This is a genomic window from Phenylobacterium deserti, from assembly GCF_003254705.1.
Classification (GTDB): domain Bacteria; phylum Pseudomonadota; class Alphaproteobacteria; order Caulobacterales; family Caulobacteraceae; genus Phenylobacterium; species Phenylobacterium deserti.
Genome location: NZ_QFYR01000001.1, coordinates 1,828,714 through 1,851,606, shown reverse-complemented (window position 1 = coordinate 1,851,606; position 22,893 = coordinate 1,828,714). Strand labels below are relative to the sequence as shown.

The 22,893-nt window shown below is 70.2% G+C and carries 23 protein-coding genes; 15 read left to right on the top strand and 8 right to left on the bottom strand.

Translation table 11 applies throughout. From position 1 onward, the window contains the following. The first annotated feature begins 41 nt into the window (after positions 1-41). Positions 42-1,409, top strand: a complete 1,368-nt coding sequence (locus DJ018_RS09360; RefSeq protein WP_111514545.1) for an L-serine ammonia-lyase — start codon at positions 42-44, stop codon at positions 1,407-1,409. Between the two features lie 29 nt (positions 1,410-1,438). Then, complete coding sequence (locus DJ018_RS09355; protein ID WP_111514544.1) at positions 1,439-2,104, top strand: DUF2059 domain-containing protein; 666 nt, start codon at positions 1,439-1,441, stop codon at positions 2,102-2,104. Here the strand turns inward: DJ018_RS09355 and pgsA are convergent. The 4 genes from pgsA to DJ018_RS09335 all read right to left on the bottom strand — a co-directional run bounded on the left by pgsA (position 2,058) and on the right by DJ018_RS09335 (position 8,440). Further along, the gene (gene pgsA, locus DJ018_RS09350) at positions 2,058-2,663 is read right to left on the bottom strand and encodes a CDP-diacylglycerol--glycerol-3-phosphate 3-phosphatidyltransferase (RefSeq protein ID WP_111514543.1); all 606 of its coding nucleotides are present in this window, start codon (positions 2,661-2,663) and stop codon (positions 2,058-2,060) included. The genes DJ018_RS09355 and pgsA overlap by 47 nt on opposite strands. 58 nt (positions 2,664-2,721) lie before the next feature. Beyond that, on the bottom strand, positions 2,722-4,665 hold the full coding sequence (locus DJ018_RS09345; RefSeq protein WP_111514542.1) for a transglycosylase domain-containing protein: 1,944 nt from the start codon (positions 4,663-4,665) through the stop codon (positions 2,722-2,724). Between the two features lie 39 nt (positions 4,666-4,704). Then, the gene (uvrC, locus tag DJ018_RS09340; RefSeq protein ID WP_111514541.1) at positions 4,705-6,567 is read right to left on the bottom strand and encodes an excinuclease ABC subunit UvrC; all 1,863 of its coding nucleotides are present in this window, start codon (positions 6,565-6,567) and stop codon (positions 4,705-4,707) included. An 85-nt stretch (positions 6,568-6,652) separates the two neighbouring features. Next, complete coding sequence (locus DJ018_RS09335) at positions 6,653-8,440, bottom strand: long-chain-acyl-CoA synthetase (protein ID WP_111514540.1); 1,788 nt, start codon at positions 8,438-8,440, stop codon at positions 6,653-6,655. A 341-nt stretch (positions 8,441-8,781) separates the two neighbouring features. Between DJ018_RS09335 and DJ018_RS09330 the strand changes: the two genes are divergently transcribed. The 3 genes from DJ018_RS09330 (at position 8,782) to DJ018_RS09320 (ending at position 14,253) form a co-directional block, all read left to right on the top strand. Continuing rightward, positions 8,782-9,762, top strand: a complete 981-nt coding sequence (locus DJ018_RS09330) for a hypothetical protein (protein WP_111514539.1) — start codon at positions 8,782-8,784, stop codon at positions 9,760-9,762. A gap of 133 nt (positions 9,763-9,895) precedes the next feature. Further along, complete coding sequence (locus DJ018_RS09325; protein WP_111514538.1) at positions 9,896-10,657, top strand: DUF72 domain-containing protein; 762 nt, start codon at positions 9,896-9,898, stop codon at positions 10,655-10,657. 35 nt (positions 10,658-10,692) lie between these two features. Beyond that, entirely contained in the window at positions 10,693-14,253 is a 3,561-nt protein-coding gene (locus tag DJ018_RS09320) for a PAS domain S-box protein (protein ID WP_111514537.1), read from the top strand. On the opposite strand, the gene DJ018_RS09315 is transcribed toward DJ018_RS09320, so the two are convergent. Further along, on the bottom strand, positions 14,250-14,648 hold the full coding sequence (locus DJ018_RS09315) for a DUF4267 domain-containing protein (RefSeq protein ID WP_165842841.1): 399 nt from the start codon (positions 14,646-14,648) through the stop codon (positions 14,250-14,252). The genes DJ018_RS09320 and DJ018_RS09315 overlap by 4 nt on opposite strands. 139 nt (positions 14,649-14,787) lie before the next feature. Between DJ018_RS09315 and DJ018_RS09310 the strand changes: the two genes are divergently transcribed. The 7 genes from DJ018_RS09310 to DJ018_RS09285 all read left to right on the top strand — a co-directional run bounded on the left by DJ018_RS09310 (position 14,788) and on the right by DJ018_RS09285 (position 18,822). Next, the gene (locus tag DJ018_RS09310; RefSeq protein WP_165842840.1) at positions 14,788-15,252 is read left to right on the top strand and encodes a CBS domain-containing protein; all 465 of its coding nucleotides are present in this window, start codon (positions 14,788-14,790) and stop codon (positions 15,250-15,252) included. A 29-nt stretch (positions 15,253-15,281) separates the two neighbouring features. Beyond that, entirely contained in the window at positions 15,282-15,509 is a 228-nt protein-coding gene (locus DJ018_RS09305; protein WP_111514534.1) for a hypothetical protein, read from the top strand. 5 nt (positions 15,510-15,514) lie between these two features. Next, complete coding sequence (locus DJ018_RS19150) at positions 15,515-15,679, top strand: hypothetical protein (RefSeq protein ID WP_165842839.1); 165 nt, start codon at positions 15,515-15,517, stop codon at positions 15,677-15,679. 133 nt (positions 15,680-15,812) lie between these two features. Continuing rightward, positions 15,813-16,406 (top strand): TetR/AcrR family transcriptional regulator, encoded by a 594-nt coding sequence (locus tag DJ018_RS09300; RefSeq protein WP_111514533.1) that lies wholly within the window; start codon positions 15,813-15,815, stop codon positions 16,404-16,406. After that, a complete protein-coding gene (locus tag DJ018_RS09295) occupies positions 16,403-16,855 on the top strand; it encodes a PaaI family thioesterase (protein ID WP_111514532.1) in 453 nt (150 codons plus the stop codon). The genes DJ018_RS09300 and DJ018_RS09295 overlap by 4 nt, the downstream gene beginning before the upstream one ends. A gap of 11 nt (positions 16,856-16,866) precedes the next feature. Beyond that, entirely contained in the window at positions 16,867-18,126 is a 1,260-nt protein-coding gene (gene fabF, locus DJ018_RS09290; RefSeq protein WP_111514531.1) for a beta-ketoacyl-ACP synthase II, read from the top strand. Positions 18,127-18,201: 75 nt separating this feature from the next. Next, on the top strand, positions 18,202-18,822 hold the full coding sequence (locus tag DJ018_RS09285; protein ID WP_111514752.1) for a glutathione S-transferase family protein: 621 nt from the start codon (positions 18,202-18,204) through the stop codon (positions 18,820-18,822). Here DJ018_RS09285 and DJ018_RS09280 read toward each other — a convergent pair. Beyond that, complete coding sequence (locus DJ018_RS09280; RefSeq protein WP_111514530.1) at positions 18,819-19,022, bottom strand: hypothetical protein; 204 nt, start codon at positions 19,020-19,022, stop codon at positions 18,819-18,821. The two genes, DJ018_RS09285 and DJ018_RS09280, sit on opposite strands and share 4 nt — an antisense overlap. 137 nt (positions 19,023-19,159) lie before the next feature. Between DJ018_RS09280 and DJ018_RS09275 the strand changes: the two genes are divergently transcribed. Genes DJ018_RS09275 through DJ018_RS09265 form a run of 3 tightly spaced genes read left to right on the top strand, consistent with a single transcriptional unit; the run spans position 19,160 to position 20,866 of the window. Further along, complete coding sequence (locus DJ018_RS09275; RefSeq protein WP_111514529.1) at positions 19,160-19,948, top strand: sulfite exporter TauE/SafE family protein; 789 nt, start codon at positions 19,160-19,162, stop codon at positions 19,946-19,948. A 55-nt stretch (positions 19,949-20,003) separates the two neighbouring features. Beyond that, positions 20,004-20,357, top strand: coding sequence for a hypothetical protein (locus tag DJ018_RS09270; RefSeq protein ID WP_111514528.1), 354 nt, complete (start codon positions 20,004-20,006; stop codon positions 20,355-20,357). Beyond that, the gene (locus DJ018_RS09265; protein ID WP_111514527.1) at positions 20,354-20,866 is read left to right on the top strand and encodes a DUF1440 domain-containing protein; all 513 of its coding nucleotides are present in this window, start codon (positions 20,354-20,356) and stop codon (positions 20,864-20,866) included. The genes DJ018_RS09270 and DJ018_RS09265 overlap by 4 nt, the downstream gene beginning before the upstream one ends. Positions 20,867-20,881: 15 nt before the next feature. On the opposite strand, the gene DJ018_RS09260 is transcribed toward DJ018_RS09265, so the two are convergent. Together DJ018_RS09260 and DJ018_RS09255 are read right to left on the bottom strand one after the other, a co-directional pair. Further along, complete coding sequence (locus DJ018_RS09260) at positions 20,882-21,553, bottom strand: YiaD family glycine zipper/OmpA-like lipoprotein (protein WP_111514526.1); 672 nt, start codon at positions 21,551-21,553, stop codon at positions 20,882-20,884. A 444-nt stretch (positions 21,554-21,997) separates the two neighbouring features. Continuing rightward, complete coding sequence (locus DJ018_RS09255; protein ID WP_111514525.1) at positions 21,998-22,864, bottom strand: DUF2189 domain-containing protein; 867 nt, start codon at positions 22,862-22,864, stop codon at positions 21,998-22,000. Between the last annotated feature and the right edge of the window lie 29 nt (positions 22,865-22,893).

Below are 22,893 nucleotides of genomic sequence, written 5' to 3'. Positions count from 1 at the left end.
AAGGCGAGAATTGCCCCTGAAGCGGGCCCATTCTCGATCCCATGAACGTCAGCGTCTTCGACCTGTTCAAGCTTGGGGTGGGTCCCTCCAGTTCGCACACCATGGGCCCTATGACCGCCGCCGCCCGCTTTCTGGAGCGGCTCGGCGACGTCGATGCGGTGCAGCGGGTGGAGACGGCGCTCTACGGCTCGCTCGCTCTCACGGGACGCGGCCACGCCACCGACCGCGCGGTTATCCTGGGCCTCGCCGGCTTCACGCCCCGCACGCTTGATCCCGACCTTGCGGACAGCGAGCTGGAGACCATCCGCAGCAGCGGGCGCCTGAAGCTCGCCGGCCGGAGCGACATCGCCTTTGACGAAGCGCGCGACATCCTTTGGCTCGGCCGCAGCCGCCTGCCCCAGCATCCAAACGCCCTGAAGTTCACCGCCCTGGACGAGGCCGGGGAGGTGCTGGCCGAGCGCACCTATTTCTCGATCGGCGGCGGCTTCGTTCGTGACGAAGACGAGATGGGCCAGAACGCGCCCCAAGCCGCAGGCGCCGAGCCGCCTTATCCCTTCGAGTCCGGCGCCGAGCTGCTGGCGCAGGCCGAACGGGCCGGCCTGACCATCGCCGAGCTGATGATGGCCAATGAGCGGGCCTGGCGCTCCCAAGGCGACATCCTGGCCGGCCTCGATGAGATCACCAACGCCATGTACGCCTGCATCGACCGCGGCATGCGCACGGACGGCGTCCTGCCGGGCGGGCTGAAGGTTCAGCGGCGCGCCCATCAGGTCTGGCAGAGCCTGATCAACGAGGCGGACCGGCGCATCGCCGATCCGCTGGCGGCGCTCGACTGGGTGAACCTCTGGGCTCTCGCAGTGAACGAGGAGAACGCCGCCGGCGGCCGTGTCGTCACCGCACCCACCAACGGCGCGGCCGGCCTGCTGCCCGCCGTGCTCCGCTACTACGACCGCTTCCACCAGGGCACGCCGGACGGGCGCCGCACCTTCCTGCTCACCGCCGCCGCCATCGGCGCGCTCTACAAGACCCGCGCCTCGATCTCGGGCGCGGAGGTGGGCTGCCAGGGGGAAGTGGGCGTCGCCTGCTCCATGGCCGCCGCCGGACTGGCCGCGGCCCTAGGCGCCTCCAACGCCCAGATCGAGAACGCGGCCGAGATCGCCATGGAGCACAACCTCGGCCTCACCTGCGATCCCATCGGCGGGCTCGTCCAGGTCCCCTGCATCGAGCGCAACGCCATGGGCGCTGTGAAGGCGATCGACGCGGCCCGTCTCGCCCTGCTCGGCAACGGGCAGCACACCGTCAGCCTCGACAAGGTCATCGCGACCATGAAGCGCACGGGCGAGGACATGAGCGCCATCTACAAGGAAACCTCGCTGGGCGGCCTCGCCGTCAACCTGGCGGAGTGCTGAAGCCTACTCCGCTCGTCCAAGGGTTCCTTATGCGCCTGCTCGCTGCGCTCCTGGCGCTGCTCGTTCTCGTCGCCCCCGCCGCCCATGCGCAGGCGCCCGACCTCAGCCAGATCCCGCCGCTCCGCACCGAGCCGGCCACGGCCCGCACGCGAGAACTCGCCCAGCAGCTGGTGCAGCTCGACCCGGGCGTCCAGAACATCCGCCCCGGCCTCGAACGGGGCGCGCAGTTCATGCAGCCGTTCATCAAGGAGAAGGTGGATCCGGGCCTGCTCGCGGCCATGGAGCAGGCGTTCACCGAAAAGCCGGAAGTGCTTGCCGAACTCCAGGCCCGCGCCGTCGACGTCTATGCCCGCAGCTATACGGATGAGGAGCTGGAGGCGATGGTCCGCTATCGGCGCTCCCCGCTGGCCGCGTCCATCATCAACAAGCGCCTAGCCGCCCCGCCGCTCACCCAAGCCGTGCTGACGTCGGAAGAGAAGGCTTATGAGGACGCCTTCACCGCCTCGCCCATGGGCGCTCAGCTGAAGAAAAAGCAGCTGGAAGTGCGCATGCTGAACCTGGTCGCCTCGTTTGACCTAGTCCAGCAGGTCGTGGAGCGGGCCAAGGTGATCTACTGCAAAGACCGCCCCGACTGCCCGCCCGCCGCGGTCAGGTCAGCGCCTTCCGCGTCTGCTCCCAGTACTGCGCGCCCGTGATCAAGGTGGCGAGGGTGGCGAGCCACAGCAGGCCGTGCGCCGCCAGAGTGGCAGGCTGCAGCACGTCGGGTGCAAGGGCCTGGCCCCAGGTGATCAGGAACAGCTCGACGGCCAGCGCAGTGAGCTGAAGCGTCGTCTTCCACTTGGCCAGCATGGTCACCGGCAGCTTCACCCCCTTGGCCGCGCCGACCTCGCGCAGGGCGCTGACAGTGAACTCACGGAACAGGATCAAGCCCGCCGGCAAGGCGATCGCGATCTGACCGCTCATCAGCAGCCCCAAAATCGCACCGCAGACCAGCACCTTGTCGCCGATCGGATCGAGGATCGCGCCCCAGATGCTGGTGGCGTTCATCCGCCGCGCCAGCCAGCCGTCGAAGAAGTCGGTGACGGCGGCGATCACGAACGACCAGAAGGCCCACTTCTGCAGGGTGAACTGGGTTTGCTGCTCGATGTTGTTTCCAACACCCGGCAAGGCGCCGGCCGCCGCGGCCAGGGCGACGAACATGAACAGCGCCAGCACCAGGCGCAGGGAGGTCAGGATGTTCGGCAGGGATTTCATTCGGCGATCTTCGCAAGCTTGACGGGCGTTGATCAACGCACGAGCCGCAAAAACGCCTCTACCGGCCGAACAGTCCGCCGAAAACGCGTCGGAAGAAGCCGCCGACCTCGTCCTGCGGCTCGGGCGCCACGATCTCCGGCGGCGGCGGGGGCGGCGGGCGCACCCGCTCCACCAGACCCGCCGACAGGCCCTGGCTGACGAATTCGCGCCAGATCTGCGCCGGCAAGCCCCCGCCGGTCACCCCCTTCATCGGAGAATGATCGTCGTTGCCGACCCAAACCCCGACCACGATGTCGCCGGTGAAGCCGACGAACACGGCGTCGCGGTGATCGGTCGTGGTGCCGGTCTTGCCGAACACCGGCTGGCCCACATAGGCGCCCCGGCCGGTGCCTTCGTCGACGGTGGCGCGCAACAGCTCGAGCAGGGCTTCGCGCTCGTCTTCCGCCAGGGACTCACCCACCGGCGGCGGCGAGTCCGGATCCAGGATGGCGTAGGGCTTCACCGGCCCGCGGCCGGCGGCCACCGCCGCATAGGCCGACGTCAGCTCCAGCAGCGACATCTCGGACGTGCCCAGCGGCAGGGTGGCGTCCTCCACCATCTGGCTTTCCACGCCGAGGTCGCGCGCGGCGCGGACCACCGCATCGCGTCCCGCCTGCTGGGCCACATGCACGGCGGCGATGTTGCTGGAGTGGGCGAAGGCGTCGCGCAGGGTCAGGTAGCCGCCGGCGGCGCCCTCAGCGTTCTTCGGCGACCAATTGCCAAGCTTGATGGGTTCGTTGGAGACCAGCGACTCCGGCCGAGCGCCGTCGCGGATGGCGGCCAGGTAGACGAACAGCTTGAACGCCGAACCGGGCTGACGGCGAGCCTGGACCACGCGGTTGAACTGGCTGGCGGCGTAGCTGCGCCCGCCCACCATGGCGACCACCGCCCCGTCGCGGCGCATGGCGACCAGCGCCGCCTGGGTCGCGCCCTGCCGCCGGCCAGGACCATCCAAATAGTTGCGCACCACGCGCTCGGCCCGCCGCTGAAGCCGGGAGTCCAGGGTCGTGCGGGCGCGGACGATCCCGTATTGGGCGCCCATCGCCTGCTTGACCTGCGGCGCCGCCCAGTCGGCGAAGTAGCCGCCCACTGGCAGATCTTCCTGCGGCCGGATGCGGATGCGGCCCACCCTCCGGGCTTGATCCTCGGTGATCGCCTTGTTGTCGATCATCGCGCGCAGAACCACGCGGGCGCGCCGCGCCGCGGCCTGGGGGTGATCGATAGGGTTCAGGGCCGACGGCGCTTTCACTAGCCCAGCCAGCATCGCGGCCTCGCCCGTGGTCAGCTTGTCCGGGGTCTTGTTGAAGTAGTGGCGCGCCGCCGCGCGGAGGCCGAACACCCCGTCGCCGAAGTAGACGCTCGACAGGTAGCGCGACAGGATCTCGTCCTTGGTCAGCCGGGCTTCGAGCCACAGGGCGATGAACACCTCCTGGCCCTTGCGGCGGAAAGTCCGGTCGTTGGTCAGGAACGCCGTCTTGGCCAGCTGCTGCGTAATGGTGCTGCCGCCCTGGCGCACACGCCCTTGCTTCATGTTGGCCATCATCGCCCGGCCGATGCCGATCGGATCGAGGCCGAAGTGCCGATAGAACCGGCGATCCTCGATGGCGATGAACGCGGCCGGAACATAGGCCGGCAGCTCTTCGATCGTGACCGGCGCTTCCTTTACCGCGCCGCGCCGGGCGAACGGCTGGCCATCGGCGCTGACCAGCACCAGGGCCGGCGTCGGCAACGGATCCAGCGCCCGCGAGACCGGCAGGCTCCAGCTCAGCCAGGCAGTCAGCACCACCAGCAGCGACGCAACAATCACCAGCCCAAGGAACAGCTTGCGCCACGGAAACCTGCGCCGCGGCGCCGGCTCCAGATCGTCGTGGTCCGCTCCGTCCAGCTCCGGATCGAAATGCGGCTCGAACTCCGACGCGTCGGCGTCCAGCGGCTCAAGCTTGCCCCGGCCGACGTCGTTCATCGGGAGTGAGCCTCCAGGGCTGCGCGAAGGAACGGCAATCTATGACTTCCGGAAGAAGTCGAAAATGCGCTGGGCGAGCGCCAGATTGACGCCGTCCACCTTGGCCAGGTCCTCCACGGAGGCGCGGGACACCCCACGCGCCGACCCGAACGCATGCAGCAGGGCGCGCTTGCGGCCCGGTCCCACGCCTTCGATCTCGTCCAAAGGGTTCTTCTTCAGGTCCATGGACCGGCGGGTCCGGTGGCTCCCGATGGCGAACCGGTGCGCTTCGTCGCGCAGCCGCTGCAGGTAGTAGAGAACCGGGCTTTTCGGCTCGAGCATGAAGTACGGCTTGCCGGGAATGTAGAACCGCTCCAGCCCCGCATCGCGGTCCGGCCCCTTGGCGACCCCCACCACCGGAATGTCGTCCACGCCCAGGTCGGCCATGATCTCCATCACCGCCGCTACCTGCCCCTGGCCGCCGTCGATCAGCACCAAGTCCGGGCGGATCGCTTGGGAGCCCTCTTCCTCTTCCTTCACCAGCCGGCCGAACCGGCGGCGCAGCACCTCCTTCATCATCCCGAAGTCGTCTCCGGGCGTGAGTTCGGTGCTCTTGATGTTGAACTTGCGGTACTGGCTCTTCTGGAAGCCTTCCGGCCCCGCCACGATCATGCCGCCGACCGCATTGGTCCCCATGATGTGGCTGTTGTCGTAGACTTCGATCCGCTCGGGCGGGCCGTCCAGGCCGAAGGCTTCGCAGACGCCGGCCAGCAGCTTCGACTGCGCCGAGCTTTCCGCCATCTTGCGGCCCAGCGCCTCGCGGGCGTTGGTTAGGGCGTGGTCCACCAGCTGCCGCTTCTCGCCGCGCTGCGGCCGGTTGATCTCCACCTTGCGCCCGCTCTTCTGGCAGAAGGCCTCGGCCAGCAGTTCCTTCTCCGCCGGCTCGATGTTCAGCAGGATCTGTCGCGGGATCGGCTTGTCGTCATAGAACTGGCCGAGGAAGGCGCTCATCACGTCCACGTCCTCGTCCGACTTGTCGACGCGGGGGAAGTAGGCGCGGTTGCCCCAGTTCTGGCCGGCCCGGAAGAAGAACACCTGCACGCAGGCCTGCCCGCCCTCGGCATGCAGGGCGAAGACGTCCGCCTCATCCACGGTCTCGGGATTGATCTGCTGCTCCTGGGCGATGGAGGCGAGCGCCCGCACCCGGTCGCGCAGGCGCGCCGCCCGCTCGAACTCCAGGTCCTCGGCCGCCGCCTGCATCTCCTCGGCCATGCGCGCCATCACCGCCCGGCTCTTGCCGCGCAGGAACGCTTCCGCCTGGTCCACCAGGCCCTGGTAGTCGTCCTGGCTGATCAGGCCGGTGCAGGGCGCCGAACAGCGGCGGATCTGGTGCAGCATGCAGGGCCGCGTGCGGCTCTCGTAGACGCTGTCCGTGCACGAGCGCAGCAGAAACGCTTTCTGGAGAGTGTTCAGGGTCCGGTTCACCGCCCAGGCGCTGGCGAACGGGCCGAAGTAGTCGCCCTTGATGGTGTGCGCGCCCCGGTGCTTGCGCAGCTGCGGCGCCTCGTGATCGCGCCGGATCAGGATTTCGGGAAAGCTCTTGTCGTCGCGCAGCAGGACGTTGAAGCGCGGCTTCAGCTGCTTGATCAGGTTGATCTCGAGCAGCAGGGCGTCGGTCTCGGTGCGGGTGGTGACGAACTCCATGGAGCGCGTCAGGTCCACCATGTGCGCGATGCGCTGCGTGTGGAAGCGGCCTTGCGCGTACTGGGTTACGCGCTTCTTCAGGCTGCGCGCCTTGCCGACGTACAGCACCTCGCCGTCCTCGCCGAACATCCGGTAGACCCCGGGGGCGTCGGGCAGGCGCTTGACCTCGTCCTTGATCAGGGCGGCGCCCTTCAAGGGCGCGGCGGCAGTTTCCAGCATGGGGCCACATATAGGCCGGAACGGCGGGCGTGGCAGGTCCTGCGACGTCGCAACCCTCCCATCGCCCTGCCGCCGGTGGGCCTCTTCAGACCTTCACCGTTCCCGTGACGATCTTCTCGTGCACGGCCTTGGTGCACTTCACATAGCCCTTCTTGGGGTCATGAAAGTAGAGCGGCTCCTTGATCTTACCCGGATCGAAGCCGTCGGCGACCAGGTCCATCTTCCTCAGCTTGAAAGTGCCGGTGGTCTCGATGGCCGGCAGGATGCGCACAAACAGCGGCTGGGCGAAGGTGGGCAGTTCGCGCGTCACGTGGTCGCCGAACGCCTTGATGTCGAACGCGGGGTCGACCACCAGCGCCGCCATGCCGGCTCGCCCATCGGTCCCCTCCACCTCCACGCCATAGACATTGGCCTGCAGCACCCCGGGCGCCGCTTGCAGCCGCTCGGCCACTTCGTTGGTGGAGACGTTCTCGCCCTTCCAGCGGAAGGTGTCGCCGATCCGGTCGATGAAATAGAGGTAGCCGTCGGCGTCCAGCCGCATCAGGTCGCCGGTGGCGAACCAGGCGTCGCCTTTCTCGAAGACGTCTCGCAGGACCTTCTTCTCCGACGCCGCCTTGTCCACATAGCCGGAGAACTCGGCCCGCGCTTCGCCGCCGATCTTGCCGATGCACTCGCCCACCTGCCCCGGGCCGCACTCGATGCAGAACCCGTTGGGCCCGCGGATCGGCTTCTCGTTCTCCACGTCGAACTGGATGACCCGAATGTTGAACCGGTTGCGCAGCCACTTCGGGACCCGACCGACCGCGCCTTCCCGGCCATCAAAGTTGAACAGGGAAACGTTGCCTTCGGTGGAGCCGTAGAACTCCAGGATCTCCGGGATCCGGAACCGCTGCTTCATCACCGGCCAGATGTCAGGACGCAGGCCGTTGCCGAACGCCATGCGGATCTTGTGCCGCGTCTCGGCTTCACTTTCCGGCTGGTTCACCAGGTAACGGCACAGCTCGCCGATGTAGACGAACATGGTGCAGCCCTCGGCCGCCGCCTCTTCCCAGAAGTGAGTGGCCGAGAACCGCTTGCGCAGGAACACAGAGCCGCCGTTCAGGAACGCCGCGCCCAGGGCGCAGAGCCCGCCCGTCGCGTGATAGAGCGGCAGTGCGACGTAGATGCGGTCGTTGGCGTTGGAGCCGGTCGAGCCGGCGAACCCGCGCATGTAGAGCTGGGCCCGCACGTGGGTGATCCGCGCCGCCTTGGGCATGCCCGTGGTGCCCGAGGTGAAGATGTAGAGCGCCGTGTCCCGCGCCCGCATGTCCTCGCGCAGCGCTCGGTCCGGCGCCAGGCTGCTGCAGCTCTTCAGCGCCTGTCCCAGGTCCCGCTGGCCGCCCACGGCGCGGCCCAGCACCCATTGCGTCAGGGTGCGCTCGTTGAGCGGCCTGGCCGCTTCGAACACCGGCGAGGTTTCTGCGTCCACGATCACGTGGTTGGCGCCGCAGATGTTCAGACAGTGGGCGAGCGGCAGGCCGGCCAACTGGTTGTTGATCAGGGCGGTGACCACGCCGACCTTGGAGAGGCCGTACCAGACCGCGAAGTACTCGATCCGATTGGGCATGAAAAGCGCCACTGTCTGGCCGCGGCGCAGCCCCTGGCTCTTGGCCCAGTGGGCGAAGCGGTTCGCCATGGCGTCCAACTCGCCATAGGTCAGGGTCCGGCCCTCGAAGGTGATCGCCGGGCGGTCCCGGTGCTCGGCGACGGCCGCTTCCAGGTCGTCGCAGATCAGGTTGGGACTATCGAGCGAGATCGACTTCACCCGGCCCAGGGTGCGGCGGAGCCCACGCACAAAACGCCACTCGCGTTGGAGCCTAGCCTTCAGCGCCATCCAATCCTCCAGCCTCAAGGGATCCAGCTTGGGGGGCGGGCGGCGGGGCGGTCAAGGCGGACAAACAGGCGTTTGGCCGCACCGGGTTCGGCCAAGGCGAGAATAAGGTCATTTCGTGACGAGCTGCGCCAGAAAGCCGCCACAACAGATCAGGTCTTCGGGCACGTTCTCAGCACATCACCCTGTAATGCCGAGCAGAGCACGACCAGCATCGAAACGACGGCCAGACTTCAGGCCTTGCCACAAAGTCACCAATGGCTCCGCTTGCACTTGTCGGTAACGGAACCGTTCTGAACAGCCTCCCGTTTGGTCTTGGCGACACTGCCCTGGAGGGACTGAAAATGGCTGTTGATTATTCCGGCACCGACAACTCGAACGACGCCCCGCTGTTCGCAGCGACCCCGATCTGGGAACAGGGCAAGAAAAAGAAGCGCGGCTTCGGCGGCGCCTCCCGCGCGGCGGCTCCCGCTGCGGCGACCGCACCGGCGGCTCGCGCTTCCGTGACCGCCGCTCCTGCTGCGCCCATTGCCGACCCGGCGCCCGCGGTGATGACCAGCGAGTCGATGGCGGGCGAGCGCGCCTACGCCGCCGACCGCACCGTTCACGAGACCTCGACCACCACTCATGCCGCCCCCGTCGGCAAGCGCGTGGCCGTCAAGAAGCGCAGCGGCGTGCCCGCCGGCGCTGTGGCCGCCGGCCTGGCGGCGGTGGCGGCGCTCGGCGCGGCCGGCTGGTACGCAACCCGCGGCGCCGACGACAACCAGCAGGTGGCCCAGCTGACCCCGGGCGCCCTGGACGCCACGGCGGCGGCCACGGCCGGCGGCGTCGCTTCGGCCTCGACCACCACCTCCACCTCCGCCTCGGCCCTGAACGGCGGCTCGGCCGGCGGGCAGCAGCTGGCGGCCAACACCTTGCAGCCGACCCTCCCGGCCGCGACCACGTCCGGCGTGGACGCTTCGGCCCGGACCAGCAGCTCGACCCGGGCCACGACGGCCCGAGTGCGCCCGGCGGTTCCTGCCTCCAGCGCCAGCGCCGTGGACGCCGGCGTGAACGCCAGCGCCACCCTGCCGGCTGGTCCGCAGCCCTACTCGGCCACCATTGACGGCTCGGCGCCCACCGCCGCCACGCCCGGCATGACGGCCGAGCCGATCGCGCCGAGCACCTCGGCCTCGACCCCGGCCACCATGGCTCAGGAGCCGGCCACCACCGGCGGCGCCCTGCCCGGCACGCCCCCGACCCTTCCGGCCGACCCGGCCACCGCCCAGGGCGCGCCGGCTGATGGGATCACGCCGAACACCGCTTCGGGGACCGCCGTGCCGTAACCCGGCGCGCCTTCCCTGACGGGCGAAGGGCGGCTCCCCCGGGGAGCCGCCCTTTCTCATGGGCGCTGCAAGACGAAGGAGCTCTCTAATGGCGGGCCCTCGAACCCGCCTCCAGCTTGAGCGTTGCTTGGGTATGGCGCCTCGGGTTCGGATCGCGACGGCAGGATGGGCGATCCCCCGAGCGGTGGCGGAGCAATTCCCCGCGGAAGGCTCGGGGCTCGAGCGCTACGCCGGCCGCTTCGACGCCGTTGAGATCAACAGCACATTCTACCGCAGCCATCGGACCAGCACCTATGAACGCTGGGCCGCCCAGACCCCGGCGCACTTCCGCTTCGCCCTGAAGCTGCCGCGCGCGATCACCCACGCCGCCCGTCTGGTTGACGCCGACGCGGCCCTCGCCGCTTTCCGTGTCGAGGCCGAGCCGCTGGGTGACAAGCTGGGCCCCCTGCTGGTGCAGCTGCCGCCCAGCCTGGTATTCGAAGCTCCGCTAGCCAAGCGGTTCTGGACCGCACTGCGCGAGCATTGGTCGGGCCCGGTCGTCTGCGAGCCACGGCACGCCAGCTGGTTCGAAGCTGACGCCGACGCCATGCTGGCCGGCTTCCGTGTCGCGCGAGCGGCGGCCGATCCAGCCCTCAGCGAAGCGGCGGCGCGGCCAGGCGGCTGGAGCGGGCTGGCCTACTGGCGCTGGCACGGCTCGCCGCGGATGTACTACTCGGCATATGACGAGACCCAGCTTCAGGCGTTGGCCTCGGAGCTGCAGGTCCGCCCTGGCGAGGTCTGGTGCGTGTTCGACAACACCACCTCCGGCGCGGCGGCGGCGAACGCGCTGGACCTCCAAGCCCGTGTCGCGGCCGGCCTTTTGCATGCGACGGAAAGCCGCGCGGCTTCGGAATAGGGCGACAGTTCGCCGGGCGCGGCGGAAGGAAGGACATGCCTCCCCTCGATCCCACGGACGCGCAGCGGCTGGCGGCGCTGGCCGCCTATCAGATCGAGCCGTCCACGCCGGACCCCGGCCTCGACCGCCTCGCCGCCCTCGCCGCGCGCCTGCTGAACGCGCCCATGAGCGCGGTCACCCTGATCGACGCCGAGCGCCAGTGGCTCAAGGCCCGGGTGGGGCTCGACGCCCTGTGGACCCCGCGCGAGATCGCCTTCTGCGACCACACCATCCGCGCCGATCCGCACGGCGTGCTGGTGGTCACCGACGCCGTCCACGACCCGCGCTTCCGCGACAATCCGGCGGTCACCGGCGAGCCCTACATCCGCTTCTACGCCGGCGCGGCCCTGACCGACCGCGAAGGTCGCAACCTGGGCGCTCTATGCGTTTTCGGGCCCGATCCCCGGGAAACGCCCAGCGAAGCCGAGATCGAGACCCTGCGCACCCTCGCCCAGACGGCCATGGACCTCCTGGCCGCCGGAGGGGCGCAACGGGCGCTGTCCCAGCGCACTCGCCTCCTCTCCCTGGCCGAGGCGATGACCGGCCTTGGCCACTGGCGCCAGGACCTGCGCACCGGCGCCGTCGAGTGGTCGGACGAGCTTTACCGGATGCACGGCTTCGAGCCGGGCGCCTTCGCACCCGACATCGAACGCCTGCTTGAGGTCTATGCGCCCAAGGACCGCGAGATAATCCGCGGCCTGGGGGCGCGGCTGCGGGCCAGCCCTGAGCTGGTGGAAGCGGAGCTCTCGATCGAGCGCCCCGACGGCGAGCTGCGGCAGGTGATGCTCAAGGCCACGTCCGAGCGCGACGGCCATGGCCGCGCCATCGCCCTGTTCGGCATCGTCCAGGACGTGACCGCCCAGCGCCGCGCCGTGCAGCAGATCGTCCGCAGCGAACAGCGGCACCGCCTGCTGGCCGACAACATGGCGGACGTGGTGACCCGCATCCGCCTCGACGGGTCGAGCAACTACATCTCCCCCGCCGTGTCGCGCCTGCTGGGCTTCTCGCCCGCCGAGATGTCCGGCCGCCCGGCCCAGGCCTTCGTGCATCCCGACGACCAGCCGGAGCTGCTCGCCGCTTTCGCCGCCATGGCCGCCGGGCAGGAAGAAGCCACCCTGCAGCACCGGGCCATGCACCGCGACGGCCACAGCGTGCCGGTTGAGACCCGCCTGCGTCTGGTTCGCGGCGAGGACGGCGAGCCCCGCGAGCTGGTCGCCGTCATCCGGGACATCACGGAGCGCCGCCGTCTGGAAGCGCGGCTCGAAGCCAGCGAGGCGCGCGCCAGCCGCATCGTGCGAGGCGCCCAGCAAGCCATCATCACCATCGACGAGGCCGGCAAGGTCGTCGACTGGAACCCCTTCGCCGCCGCCACCTTCGGCTGGAGCGAGGCCGAGGCGGTGGGCGCGCCGCTCACCGATCTCATCGTGCCGCCAGGCCACGCCCACCTTCACGACGCCGGCATGCAACGCTTCCTGGTCACCGGCGTGCCGCATGTGCTCGACAAGCGGATCGAGGTGCCCGCCCGCCGCAAGAACGGCGAGCTGTTCGTCGCCGAGCTGGCCGCCACGGCGACGCGGGACGCCGACGGTTGGCAGTTCACCGCCCTGATGCACGACATCAGCGAGCGGAAGGCGCAGACCGAGCTGTTCGAGACCGCCTTCGCGCACGCCTCCATCGGCATGGCGCTGGTCACGCTGGAGGGCCGCTTCAGCAAGGTCAACGCCGCCTTCTGCGAGCTGATCGGCTACACGGCGGACGAGGTTCTGGCCCTCGACTTCCAGACCATCACCCACCCGGAGGATCTCGCCCTCGACCTGGCGTACATCGATCGGCTGATGGACGGCCAGGCTCCCAGCTACGGCCTCGACAAACGCTACCTCCGCAAGGATGGCCAGGTAGTCTGGGTGCACCTGTCGGTGGCCCTGGTGCGAGAGCCGAACGGCGCGCCCAGCCACTTCGTCGCTCAAGTGCAGGACCTCACCGCCCGCAAGGAGGCGCAGGCGGCGCTGGAACACCGTACCGAGGAACTCGCCGCCATGGCGACCGAGCTGGCCCACGCCCGCGACGCAGCCGAGGCGGCGAACCGCGCGAAGTCCGTCTTCCTGGCCAACATGAGCCACGAGCTGCGCACCCCGTTGAATGGGGTGATCGGCTTCTCACGCCTGCTGGCCGACAGCCGCGAGCTGTCCGACGCCGACCGCCGTCGCGTGCTGCAGGTCCGCAGCGCGGGCGAAGCCCTGAACGCCCTGATCAACGACGTCCTCGACTTCTCCAAGCTAGAGGCCCGCGCCGTGGCGCTGGAGGCCAAGCCGTTCCGCATGGGCGACCTGATCTCCGAAGCGCTCTCGATGGTGGAGCCTCAGGCCCGTGAGAAGCGGCTGGAGCTCAAGGTCGAGGGCGACGACGCCGGCGTGCTGGTCGGCGACGCTTTCCGCCTGCGGCAGGTGCTGCTGAACTTCCTGTCCAATGCGGTGAAGTTCACCGCTGAGGGCGCCATCACGGTCGGGGTGAACGCTCAGCTGGAGGGCGACGCCGCCCGCGTGCACGTCAGCGTCACCGACCAGGGCGTCGGCATCGCGTCCGACCGCCTGCCGCATCTCTTCAAGCGCTTCTCGCAGGCGGACGGCTCGGTGACCCGCATGTTCGGGGGCTCGGGCCTGGGCCTGGCCATCTCGCGCGAGTTGGTGGAGCTGATGGGCGGCTCCGTGGGTGTGCGCAGTGACATCGGCCTGGGCTCCACCTTCTGGTTCGAGCTCGCCCTGCCCCGTGGCCGCGCGGAGTCGGCCAGGCCCCGCCGGGTGGGCTCAGGTCGCGCCCAGTTTCCGGGCAGGCGCGTGCTGGTGGTGGACGACGTGGAGCTGAACCGCGAACTGCTCGGCGAGCTGCTGTCCCAGCACGCCTGTCTGTGCGAAGTGGCGGCTGACGGCGCTCAGGCGGTGACCGCCGCCATTTCCGGCGCCTTTGACCTCATCCTGATGGATGTCCACATGCCGGTGCTCGACGGCTTGGCCGCCACGCGCCAGCTGCGCGACGCTGGCTGGAACAAGCCCATCCTCGCCCTGACGGCCAGCGGCGGCCCCGAGCAGGTGGCTGCCTGCCTGGAGGCCGGCATGAACGAGCACCTCCTCAAGCCGCTCGATCCCAACGACCTCGATCGGGCCCTGCGCCGCTGGCTCGGCGGATCGGCGCCCGCGGCCCCGCCCGCCAGCGAGCCCCGCGCCGGGGAAGCGGACCGGCACGCCCGCGAGCAGCTGGAAGCCATGGGTCCGGCCGCCGCTCTGCGGATGATCGGCATGTTCCAGACCCTGATCGCCGAGACCCGCGCCGCCGAGGACGCCGAGGCGCTGGTCGCCAAGACGCACCGCATCGCCGGCACCGCCGCCATGGTCGGGCTGAGCGCCCTGGGCGAAGCGGCTCGAGCTCGGGAGGAGGAGATTCGCGCCGGGCGCGTCGTCACCCTGGGCGACGAGCTCCTCGCAGCCTTGACCGCCGGCGAGGCGGCGCTCACCGCCTGGGCGGGCGACCTCCAGGCCCGCGCGGTCCCCAGTCAGGCCTAGCGCCGGCGCGGCTTCAAGAAGGTCGAGGCCGCTAAGGCGACCAGCGCCACGCCGGCCACGCCGTGCAGGGCCACCGACGGGGCGCCCCGCCGGCCGCGCTTGGCCGCCACCATGGCGGCGTCCGCCATGGGGATCAGCGCCACGCTGGCGGCTAGCCACCTCAGCGGTCCGGCCCGCCCGCGGCTTGCCGCGAGCAAGGCGGTCGAGACCGCCAGGTCCCGGAACGCCAGGGCCCGCACGTAGGGCCAGGCTTCACGTCCCGCGGGCAGACCGAAGACGCGAGAGGCGAGCCCGGGCGCCGCCGCAAACAGCGCGCCCATGCCCAACAGGCCCGCCGCCAGCACCTGCGCACCCACCGCCGACACCGGCGTCAGCTCGTCCGAACCTCGCGCCATTACGCTCTCCATCGCTGCGCCCGACCAATACCCGAACCCGCGCCGCGGTTCTTACTTGCTGGCGAACAACCTTTGTTGGGGCCGGAACATCGCCACCGGCCTCGGGTTGCCGGTCCGCAGCGGACATGCGGAGGCAGCCATGCAGGTATCGGAAATCATGAGCCGTCAGGTGCGGACGGTCACCCCTGAACAGAGCGTCCAGGAGGCGGCCCGTCTGATGCTCGACGAGGACATCGGCGCAGTGGTTGTGGGGTCGGAGGATCAGGTCGCCGGTGTGCTTACCGACCGCGACATCGCCGTGCGCGGCGTCGCCAGCGGACGTGGCCCGGACGCCAAGGTCTCTGAGCTTATGAGCGCGGGCGACATCGTGGTCGCCTATGACGACCAGGACCTTGATGAGATCGCAGTGATGATGAGCGACCGCCAGGTGCGTCGTCTGCCGGTGCTTGAGCGGGCGAGCGGCAAGCTGTGCGGCTTGGTTTCGTTGGGCGACCTCGCTCGCACCGACGACACCTCGACCGCCGAAACCGCCGTGGCCGGCGCGTCCCAGTCGAGCGCGCAACACGACCAGAGCCAGGAAGGTCTCACCGGCCAGTCGATGTGAGCCCTGCCAGAAGCGTAAGGAAAAGACGCATGAGCGAAGCCGACGACAACAACCGTTCGCAACCCGCCGACGCCGGCGAGTCCTACGACGAGAGCGGCAGCCCGCTTCACGCCGCCGGTGCGCCCAACGGCAAGGACCGCAGCCGCGGCTCGCGCGAAGGCGATCCCGCGGCCGACTCGGTTATGCCTGGCCGCGAGTTCGGAGCTGGCGGTCAGGTGGATGATGGTCCGGATGAGACCGCCGGTGCAGGGAGCTGAGCCCGATGGGCGAACGGCAAGAGGGCGCTGAAACGGCGCCCTCCACCCATCCTCCCGGTCCTGAGGAACAGGCGATCATCGAGAATAGCGAACAGGTGGGCGGCGACAGCCCGTCCTCCGGCCAGGACGGCGCCGCGTCCGACGGCTTGAGGCCGTCCGACCAGAGCTGAAGCCCACTCCCGCCTGAAGCGTCTCCTCTAGCTACCCCATCGCCGGAAGGCCGGCGCGGCCGCCTCAGGTGAGCCGCCTTGTCGCTGACTGGCGGCTGGTTTATATGATACCCATCATATAAACAGGCGAACCATGCGGTACGGTAGCGAGCACAAGGAAGCGACCCGGCGCAGGCTGGTGCAGGAGACGGCGGAGGTGATCCGCCACGAGGGTCTGCACGCGGTGGGGGTGGCGGCGGTGATGAAGCGGCTGGGCCTGACCCATGGCGGCTTCTACGCGCACTTCGACTCCCGCGAGGCGCTGGTCACCGCAGGTGTCGACCAGATGTACCAGGACGGGGTGGCGCTGTTCACCTCGCGCGTCCGCAAGCTTCCGCCGGGCGAAGCGCTGACCCGCTACATCGTTTTCTATCTGTCGTCCGCCCACCGCGACTTCGCCGGCGGCAGCTGCCCGCTCCCTGTTCTCGCCGCCGATGCGCCCCGCCTGCCGGGCGCTGCACGCGACCAGTACGCGGCTGGTGCGCAAGGCGTGCGTGAGGTGCTGGCCGGACTGATCGGCGCCCTTGGTCGCCCCGAGCCTGAGGCCCTGGCGAGCTCGGTGCTGGCGGAGCTGGTCGGCGCTGTCGCGCTCGCCCGCGCCGAGCCTGACCCGGCGCGCTCGGACGCCATCCTTTCGCACTCCCGCGCCCAGCTTGCGGCGCGGCTCGGCCTGGAGGGCCAATCATGAACCCATCGGCGGAACTGGCGGCTCAAGGCGCCTCCGGCCTGGAACAGTTGCAGACCCTGATCGATCGCGGCGCCCAGCCGCCCATCGGCGAGCTGATGCGCTTCCGGCTGACCTCCGTCGCCGATGGCGAGGCGGTATTCGAAGCCGAGCCGGGGTTGCACGTCTACAATCCCATCGGCTCGGTGCACGGCGGCTATGCGGCCACTTTGCTGGACAGCGCCTGCGGCTGCGCGGTGCACACCAAGCTGTCCGCCGCCCAGGGCTACACGACCCTCGAGCTGAAGGTCGCCTATCACCGCGCCATGACCGAGCGGACGGGGCCGGTGCGCGCTGTCGGCACGGTGCTCAGCTTCGGCCGCCGCGCCGCCTTCGCCGAGGCCAAGCTGACGGACCAGGCCGGTCGGCTGATCGCCTCGGCCACCTCCACCCTGCTCGTGTTCGAGCGCTGAGGACTTCTGACATGCGTATCGTGGTGACCGGCCTTGGCGCCGTCACGCCTCTGGGCGTTGGCGCCGAGCTTTCCTGGACGCGGCTGATCGAGGGCCGCTCGGGCGTTCGCCGCCTGCCCGCCGATTTCGCCCCCGACGTGCCGGCGCAGATCGCAGGCCTCGTGCCGCCCGCGGACGAGCCGGGCGGTTTCGGCCCCGACATGGCGGCGCCGCCCAAGGATCAGAAGAAGATGGACCGCTTCATTCAGCTCGCCCTGGCGGCGGCGGACGAGGCGGTGGCCCACGCCGGCTGGCGCCCTGAAAGCTTCGAGGAACAGGCGGCCACCGCCACGGTGATCGCCTCGGGCATCGGCGGCTTCCCGGCTATCGCCGAAGCGGTGCGCACCACCGATGCGCGCGGCGTGCGCCGGCTGTCGCCCTTCACCGTGCCTTCGTTCCTCAGCAACCTCGCCGCCGGTTGGGTCTCCATTCGCTACGGCTTCAAGGGACCCATCGGTGCGCCGGTCACCGCTTGCGCCGCCGGCGTCCAGGCCATCGGCGACGCCGCGCGCCTGATCCGCTCGGGCGAAGCGCGCATCGCCATCTGCGGCGGGGCGGAAGCGGCCGTCGACCGCGTCAGTCTTGGCGCCTTCGGTGCGGCCCGCGCCCTGTCCTCCGGCTTCAACGACACGCCCGAACAGGCGTCCCGCCCGTTCGACGCCGCCCGGGACGGCTTCGTCATGGCGGAAGGCGCCGGCGTCCTGGTCATCGAAGACCTCGATCACGCCCTGGCCCGCGGCGCCACACCCATCGCCGAACTGGTGGGCTATGGCTCCAGCGCCGACGCCTACCATCTCACCGCCGGTCCTGAAGACGGTTCGGGCGCCCAGCAGGCCATGCGCGCAGCCCTGACGCAGGCGGGGCTCGAACCCGCCGCCATCGGCCACGTGAACGCCCACGCCACCTCTACGCCCGTCGGTGACGTCGGCGAGCTCGCGGCCCTCCGCGCGGTGTTCGGGTCGGACCGCGGCCCGGCGATCAGCGCCACCAAGAGCGCCACCGGCCACACCCTTGGCGCCGCCGGCGGCCTCGAGGCGGTCTTTACCGTGCAGGCCCTGCGCGACCAGATGCTGCCGCCGACCCTCAACCTTGAAACGCCGGACGAGCGCGCCGCCGGCCTGGACCTGGTCGGGCCCGCCGCACGAGCGGCCAGCTTCGACTACGCCCTGTCCAACGGCTTCGGCTTCGGCGGGGTCAACGCCAGCGTGATCTTCCGCCGCTGGCCCGACTAGTCCAGTTCGCGCCGGCTGGCTCTTTGCCGGTCGACGCGGATGGCCGAAGAGGCCCGCAGCACGAACGGAGCCGACATGCTGCGCATCCTGGGCCGACTTAGCTCGATCAACGTCCGCAAGGTGATGTGGACCGCCGCCGAGACCGGCCTCGCCTTCGAGCACGAGGGCGCCTGGGCGGGCGAGCGCTCCTCGCGCGATCCCGAGTTCCTGGCGCTCAATCCCAACGGGCTCGTGCCCGTGCTGGTCACCGACCAGGGCCCGCTGTGGGAAAGCAATGCGATCTGCCGCTATCTGGCCGGGCGCGCGGGCCGGGACGATCTCTATCCGGCCGATCCCTGGGCGCGCGCGCAGGTGGACATGTGGCTGGACTGGCAGGCGACCGAGCTGAACACCGCCTGGCGGCCGGCGGCCCTGGCGCTGCTGCGCGGCGACCAGAGCTTCGACGCGGCCGCCATTCAGGCCAGCGCCGACAAGTGGACGCGCCTGATGGGCCTTTTGGAGACCCAGCTCGCCAGGACCGGCGCCTTCGTCACAGGCGCGCAGTTCACCCTGGCCGACATCGCCCTGAGCCTATCCCTGCAGCGCTGGCTGCTCACGCCCATCCCGCACCCGGACACGCCAGCCCTGCTCGCCTGGCGCCAGCGCCTGCAGGCCCGCCCCGCCGCCCAGGCCTGGATCGATCCGCTGACGCCCTAGGGCCGGCTGCCGCCCAGGCCTGCGCCCACCTGGCTCGCGCCCGCACCGGTCGTGGAGCCCGTCGCGCCGGTGGCGGTGTCGCCTTCCGCGCCCAGGCCGCTTTCGGTTTCGCCGTCGCCCAGCGGACCTGCGTCCACCGCGTCCTCGCTGGCGTCTTCGTGGTCGGGGCGGCTGCGGTTGGCGTTGCGGTTCTCGCTCATCGAACTCTCCTGAGGCGGAACGGTCTCCTGCGCTCCCCCAGCCAACCCGCCGCACGCGCCCGCCGTTCCCACTCATGACGGTTGTGGGAACCACCAGGCCGTGCAGCCGCTCCGGTCCTGCGGAACGTGGAGCGCGGATGGACACCTTCGTCTTGTTCCTGGTCGTCGGCTTCGTCGCCCAGGTGATCGATGGGGCCATGGGCATGGCCTATGGCGTGATCTCCTCGTCGGTTCTGATGGCCTTTGGCGTTCCGCCCGCCGCCGCCTCGGCCAGCATCCACGCGGCGGAAGTGTTCACCACCGCGGCCACCGCCACCTCGCACATGACGCACAAGAACGTGGACTGGCGCCTGTTCCTGCCGCTAGCGCTGGCCGGCGTGGTCGGCGCCGTGCTGGGCGTCACCGTCCTGACCGGCGTGCCCGGCGAGGCGGTGAAGCCCTTTGTCGCCGCCTACCTCGCTGTCGTCGGGATCTACATCCTCGTGCGCGCCGCCCGGGAGATCCGGACCAAGCGCCTCCATCGCGCCTGGGCCGCCCCCATCGGGGTGGCCGGCGGCTTTCTTGACGCTCTGGGCGGCGGCGGCTGGGGTCCGGTCGTCTCCTCCACCATGGTCGGAGCGGGCGTGGAGCCGCGCCGGGCCATCGGCACCGTCGGCGCCTCGGAGTTTCTGGTCACCTGCACGGTCTCCGCCGCGTTCTTGGCGGCCCTCCTGTCGGGCCGCTGGGAAGAAGCCGGCGATCTGCGCCAGCACGGCACGGCCGTGGCTGGGCTCGTCGTCGGCGGCCTCCTGGCCGCGCCCTTCGCCGGGCTGATCGTCAAGAAGGTGCCGGCCCGTCCGATGACGTTGGCCGTGGGCGTGCTGATCCTCCTGCTGGCCGGCTACCAGGCCTCGCAGATCGCCGGCGTCATGCCCGGAGCGAGCTAGCCGGCGAACGCACCTTGCAGCTTCGCGTTAGGGCCTCATCGACACCGAAGAGAGCATGACCGTGACCCTGACCACCGACACTCCGACGACCGACACCGTGAACCCCGGCCGCACCCTTCAGCGCTTCCTGGGCCGCTCGCGGCCCGTCGCCGCCAAGGCCCGCGACCGCGCTCGCACAGCGGTCGAAACTTCGAGGCTCCAGGCCACCAAGGGCGCCCGCATCGCCGCCCAGCAGGCGAAGCAGCGCCCGGTCTCCACCGGCCTGCTGGTCGTAGGCGCGCTGGCCGGCGGCGCCTTGCTGCTGAATCCGGCCCTGCGCCGCCTGGCGATCGCCAACGCCCCGGCCCTGTGGCGCATCGTACGCAGCCGCGCCGAGTCGGCGCGCGCCGCCGTGACCCACCGCGGATGAGCCACGAGGCGTCCAACGTCTGGCGCGGCGTCCTTCTGGGCGCCGCGGCCGGCCTCGCCGCTTCCTGGGCCATGGAGCAATACCAGGCCGCCGCCAGCAAGGCGGCCGAAGCCGCCGGCCAGGACCTCGGCGGAGGCGACGGCGACCCCGCGACCGTGCAGGCCGCCGACCGTGCGGTGCGCCGCGTCACCGGCGAGGGCTTGGCCGACGCTCAGAAGTCGAGCGCCGGCGAGGCCGTGCACTACGCCTTCGGCGCTTTTCTTGGAGCGGTCTACGGCGCCCTGGCCGAAGTCGCCCCAGCGGTGCGCAGCGGGTTCGGGTCGATCTACGGCCTGGTCGTGGCCCTTGTGGCGGACGAGGGCGCGGTGCCCCGGCTGCGGCTCGGGCCTGGTCCCTCTGAGACTCCCGCCAAGCTGCAGGCCTACGCCCTGTCCTCCCACGTCGCCTTTGGCGTCAGCCTCGAGGCGGCGCGGCGCGTGCTCAGTCTGGTGTTCGGGCCGGGCCGCTAGGGCCCGGCCCTCGCCTCAGCCGCGGAACGGCCGGACGATCACTTCCACGCGGCGGTTGCGAGCCCGGCCGTCTTCCGTGTCGTTCGACGCGATGGGCTGGGTCTCGCCGCGGCCGGCCACGAACAGGCGGTCGCGCATCACGCCACGGCTGACCAGATAGCTCGCCACCGAAGAGGCGCGCTGCTCCGAAAGCGTCTGGTTGTAGGCGTCCGGGCCCGTGGCGTCGGCGTGACCCACCACGTCCACGAGGGTCTGCGGATAGTCGCTCAGCGTCCGCGCCACCGTGTCCAGCGCCGGGTAGAAACGCGACTGGATGTCCGCCTGATTCACCGCGAAGGTGACGTCCGAGGGCATGTTGAGGACGATGTTGTCGCCCTGGCGCTGGACGTCCACGCCGGTCCCGGCGAGCTGGGCGCGCAGCTGCGCCTGCTGGCGATCCATGTAGTTGCCCACGGCGCCGCCGGCCAGCGCGCCGACGCCCGCCCCGATCAGGGCGTTCGTCCGGCCTTCTTCGCCGCGGTTGGTGTTGGTCAGGTAGCCCAGCAGCGCGCCGCCGGCCGCCCCGGCCAGCACGCCCGTTCGGGTGTTATCGCGCACCACCTGGCCCGTGTAGGGATCGACCGTGGAGCAGGCCGTCAACGACACCGCGCCCACTGCAACAGCCGCGAGGCTCAAGGACCTGAACATGGGATCTCCTTCCATTGCTGCAGGCCGGACCTGGCCTGTCGAACCGTATCCAACGATGGCGCGACGCAGGCGGTTGCCACCTCGGCGGCAGCTGGCCGCGCGCCGCGAGCCGCCTATGGCGCCGCTTGGAGACAAAAAAACGGCCGCGCCATGCCGGCGCGGCCGAAAAGTTTAGGGAGGAAACGCCCCGAAGGGCATGAACAGCTCTACGCCTGGAATATCCCGCGCGCAAGCAAAAATGACAGCGTTGTCAGCCAAATGTTTTCAGGGACTTGGCGGTCGCGGGCCGGCCAAAAAAATAGGCCGCGCAAGCGCGCGGCCTTTGAAAGTCTTTGGGAGGAAACGCCCGAAGGGCATGGCGTTTGGATAGCTCTTCACAGCTGAGCTGGCAACAAAAATGTTACCGCTACCACCATCCTGCGGCGCCCTGCCGCGCCTGCCCTCTCACGAACTCACCAGCCGACGGTACAGCCGCCAGGTCGCGTGCCCCAGCAGCGGCATCACGACGATCAACCCGACCAGCACCGGGACCGAGCCCAGCACCAGGGCGGACGCCACGATCAGCCCCCACATGGCCAGGGTGGTCGGGTTCTCCCGCACCGCCTTCAGCGACACGCCGATGGCTCGCAGCAGGCTGATGTCGCGATCCAGCAGCAGCGGGATGGTCACGATGCTGACGGCCAGGGCCACGGCTGCGAACACCGCGCCCACCGCGCAGCCCACCACGATCATCGTCCATCCGGCGGGCGTAGAGAACACGTCCGACAGGAACGCGCCGGCCGACGCCGGCGGCTCCGGTCCAAGCGTTGCGTTGTAGATCGCCCAGGCCGCCGCCAGCCAGACGCCGAACAGCGCCAGCAGGATCAGCCCCATGCCCAGGATCGAGCCCAGGGCGGGAGAGGACAGCACCCCGGCCGCGTCGCGCCAGGATGCCGGCTCTCCCCGCTCCCGCCGTCGGCTGATCTCATAGAGCCCCACCGCGGCCAGCGGCCCCAGCAGCGCAAAGCCCGACACCAGCGGGAACGCCAGCGGCAGGAGATTGCGGTTTGCCGCCACCTGCAGGAGCAGCAGGCCGGCCAGCGGATAGATGACGCCGATGAACACGATGTCCGCGCGCGCGGCGCCCAGATCGGCCATGCCTTCGCGCAAGGCCGCGCGCAGGTCCGCGGCCGTGATGCGGTTCACCGTCGGCGCCGCGGCCGTGCGGGGCCGGCGCTCGGCGCCCAGCATTCGCCCGGTGTCCCTCAGCGCCCAGCTGGTTTTCTCCAGCGCGTACTCGAAGGGGTTCTCGATGTGACGACCTTCGGCCATGTCCCAGGTTCTCCGAAAGGAGCGGTGCA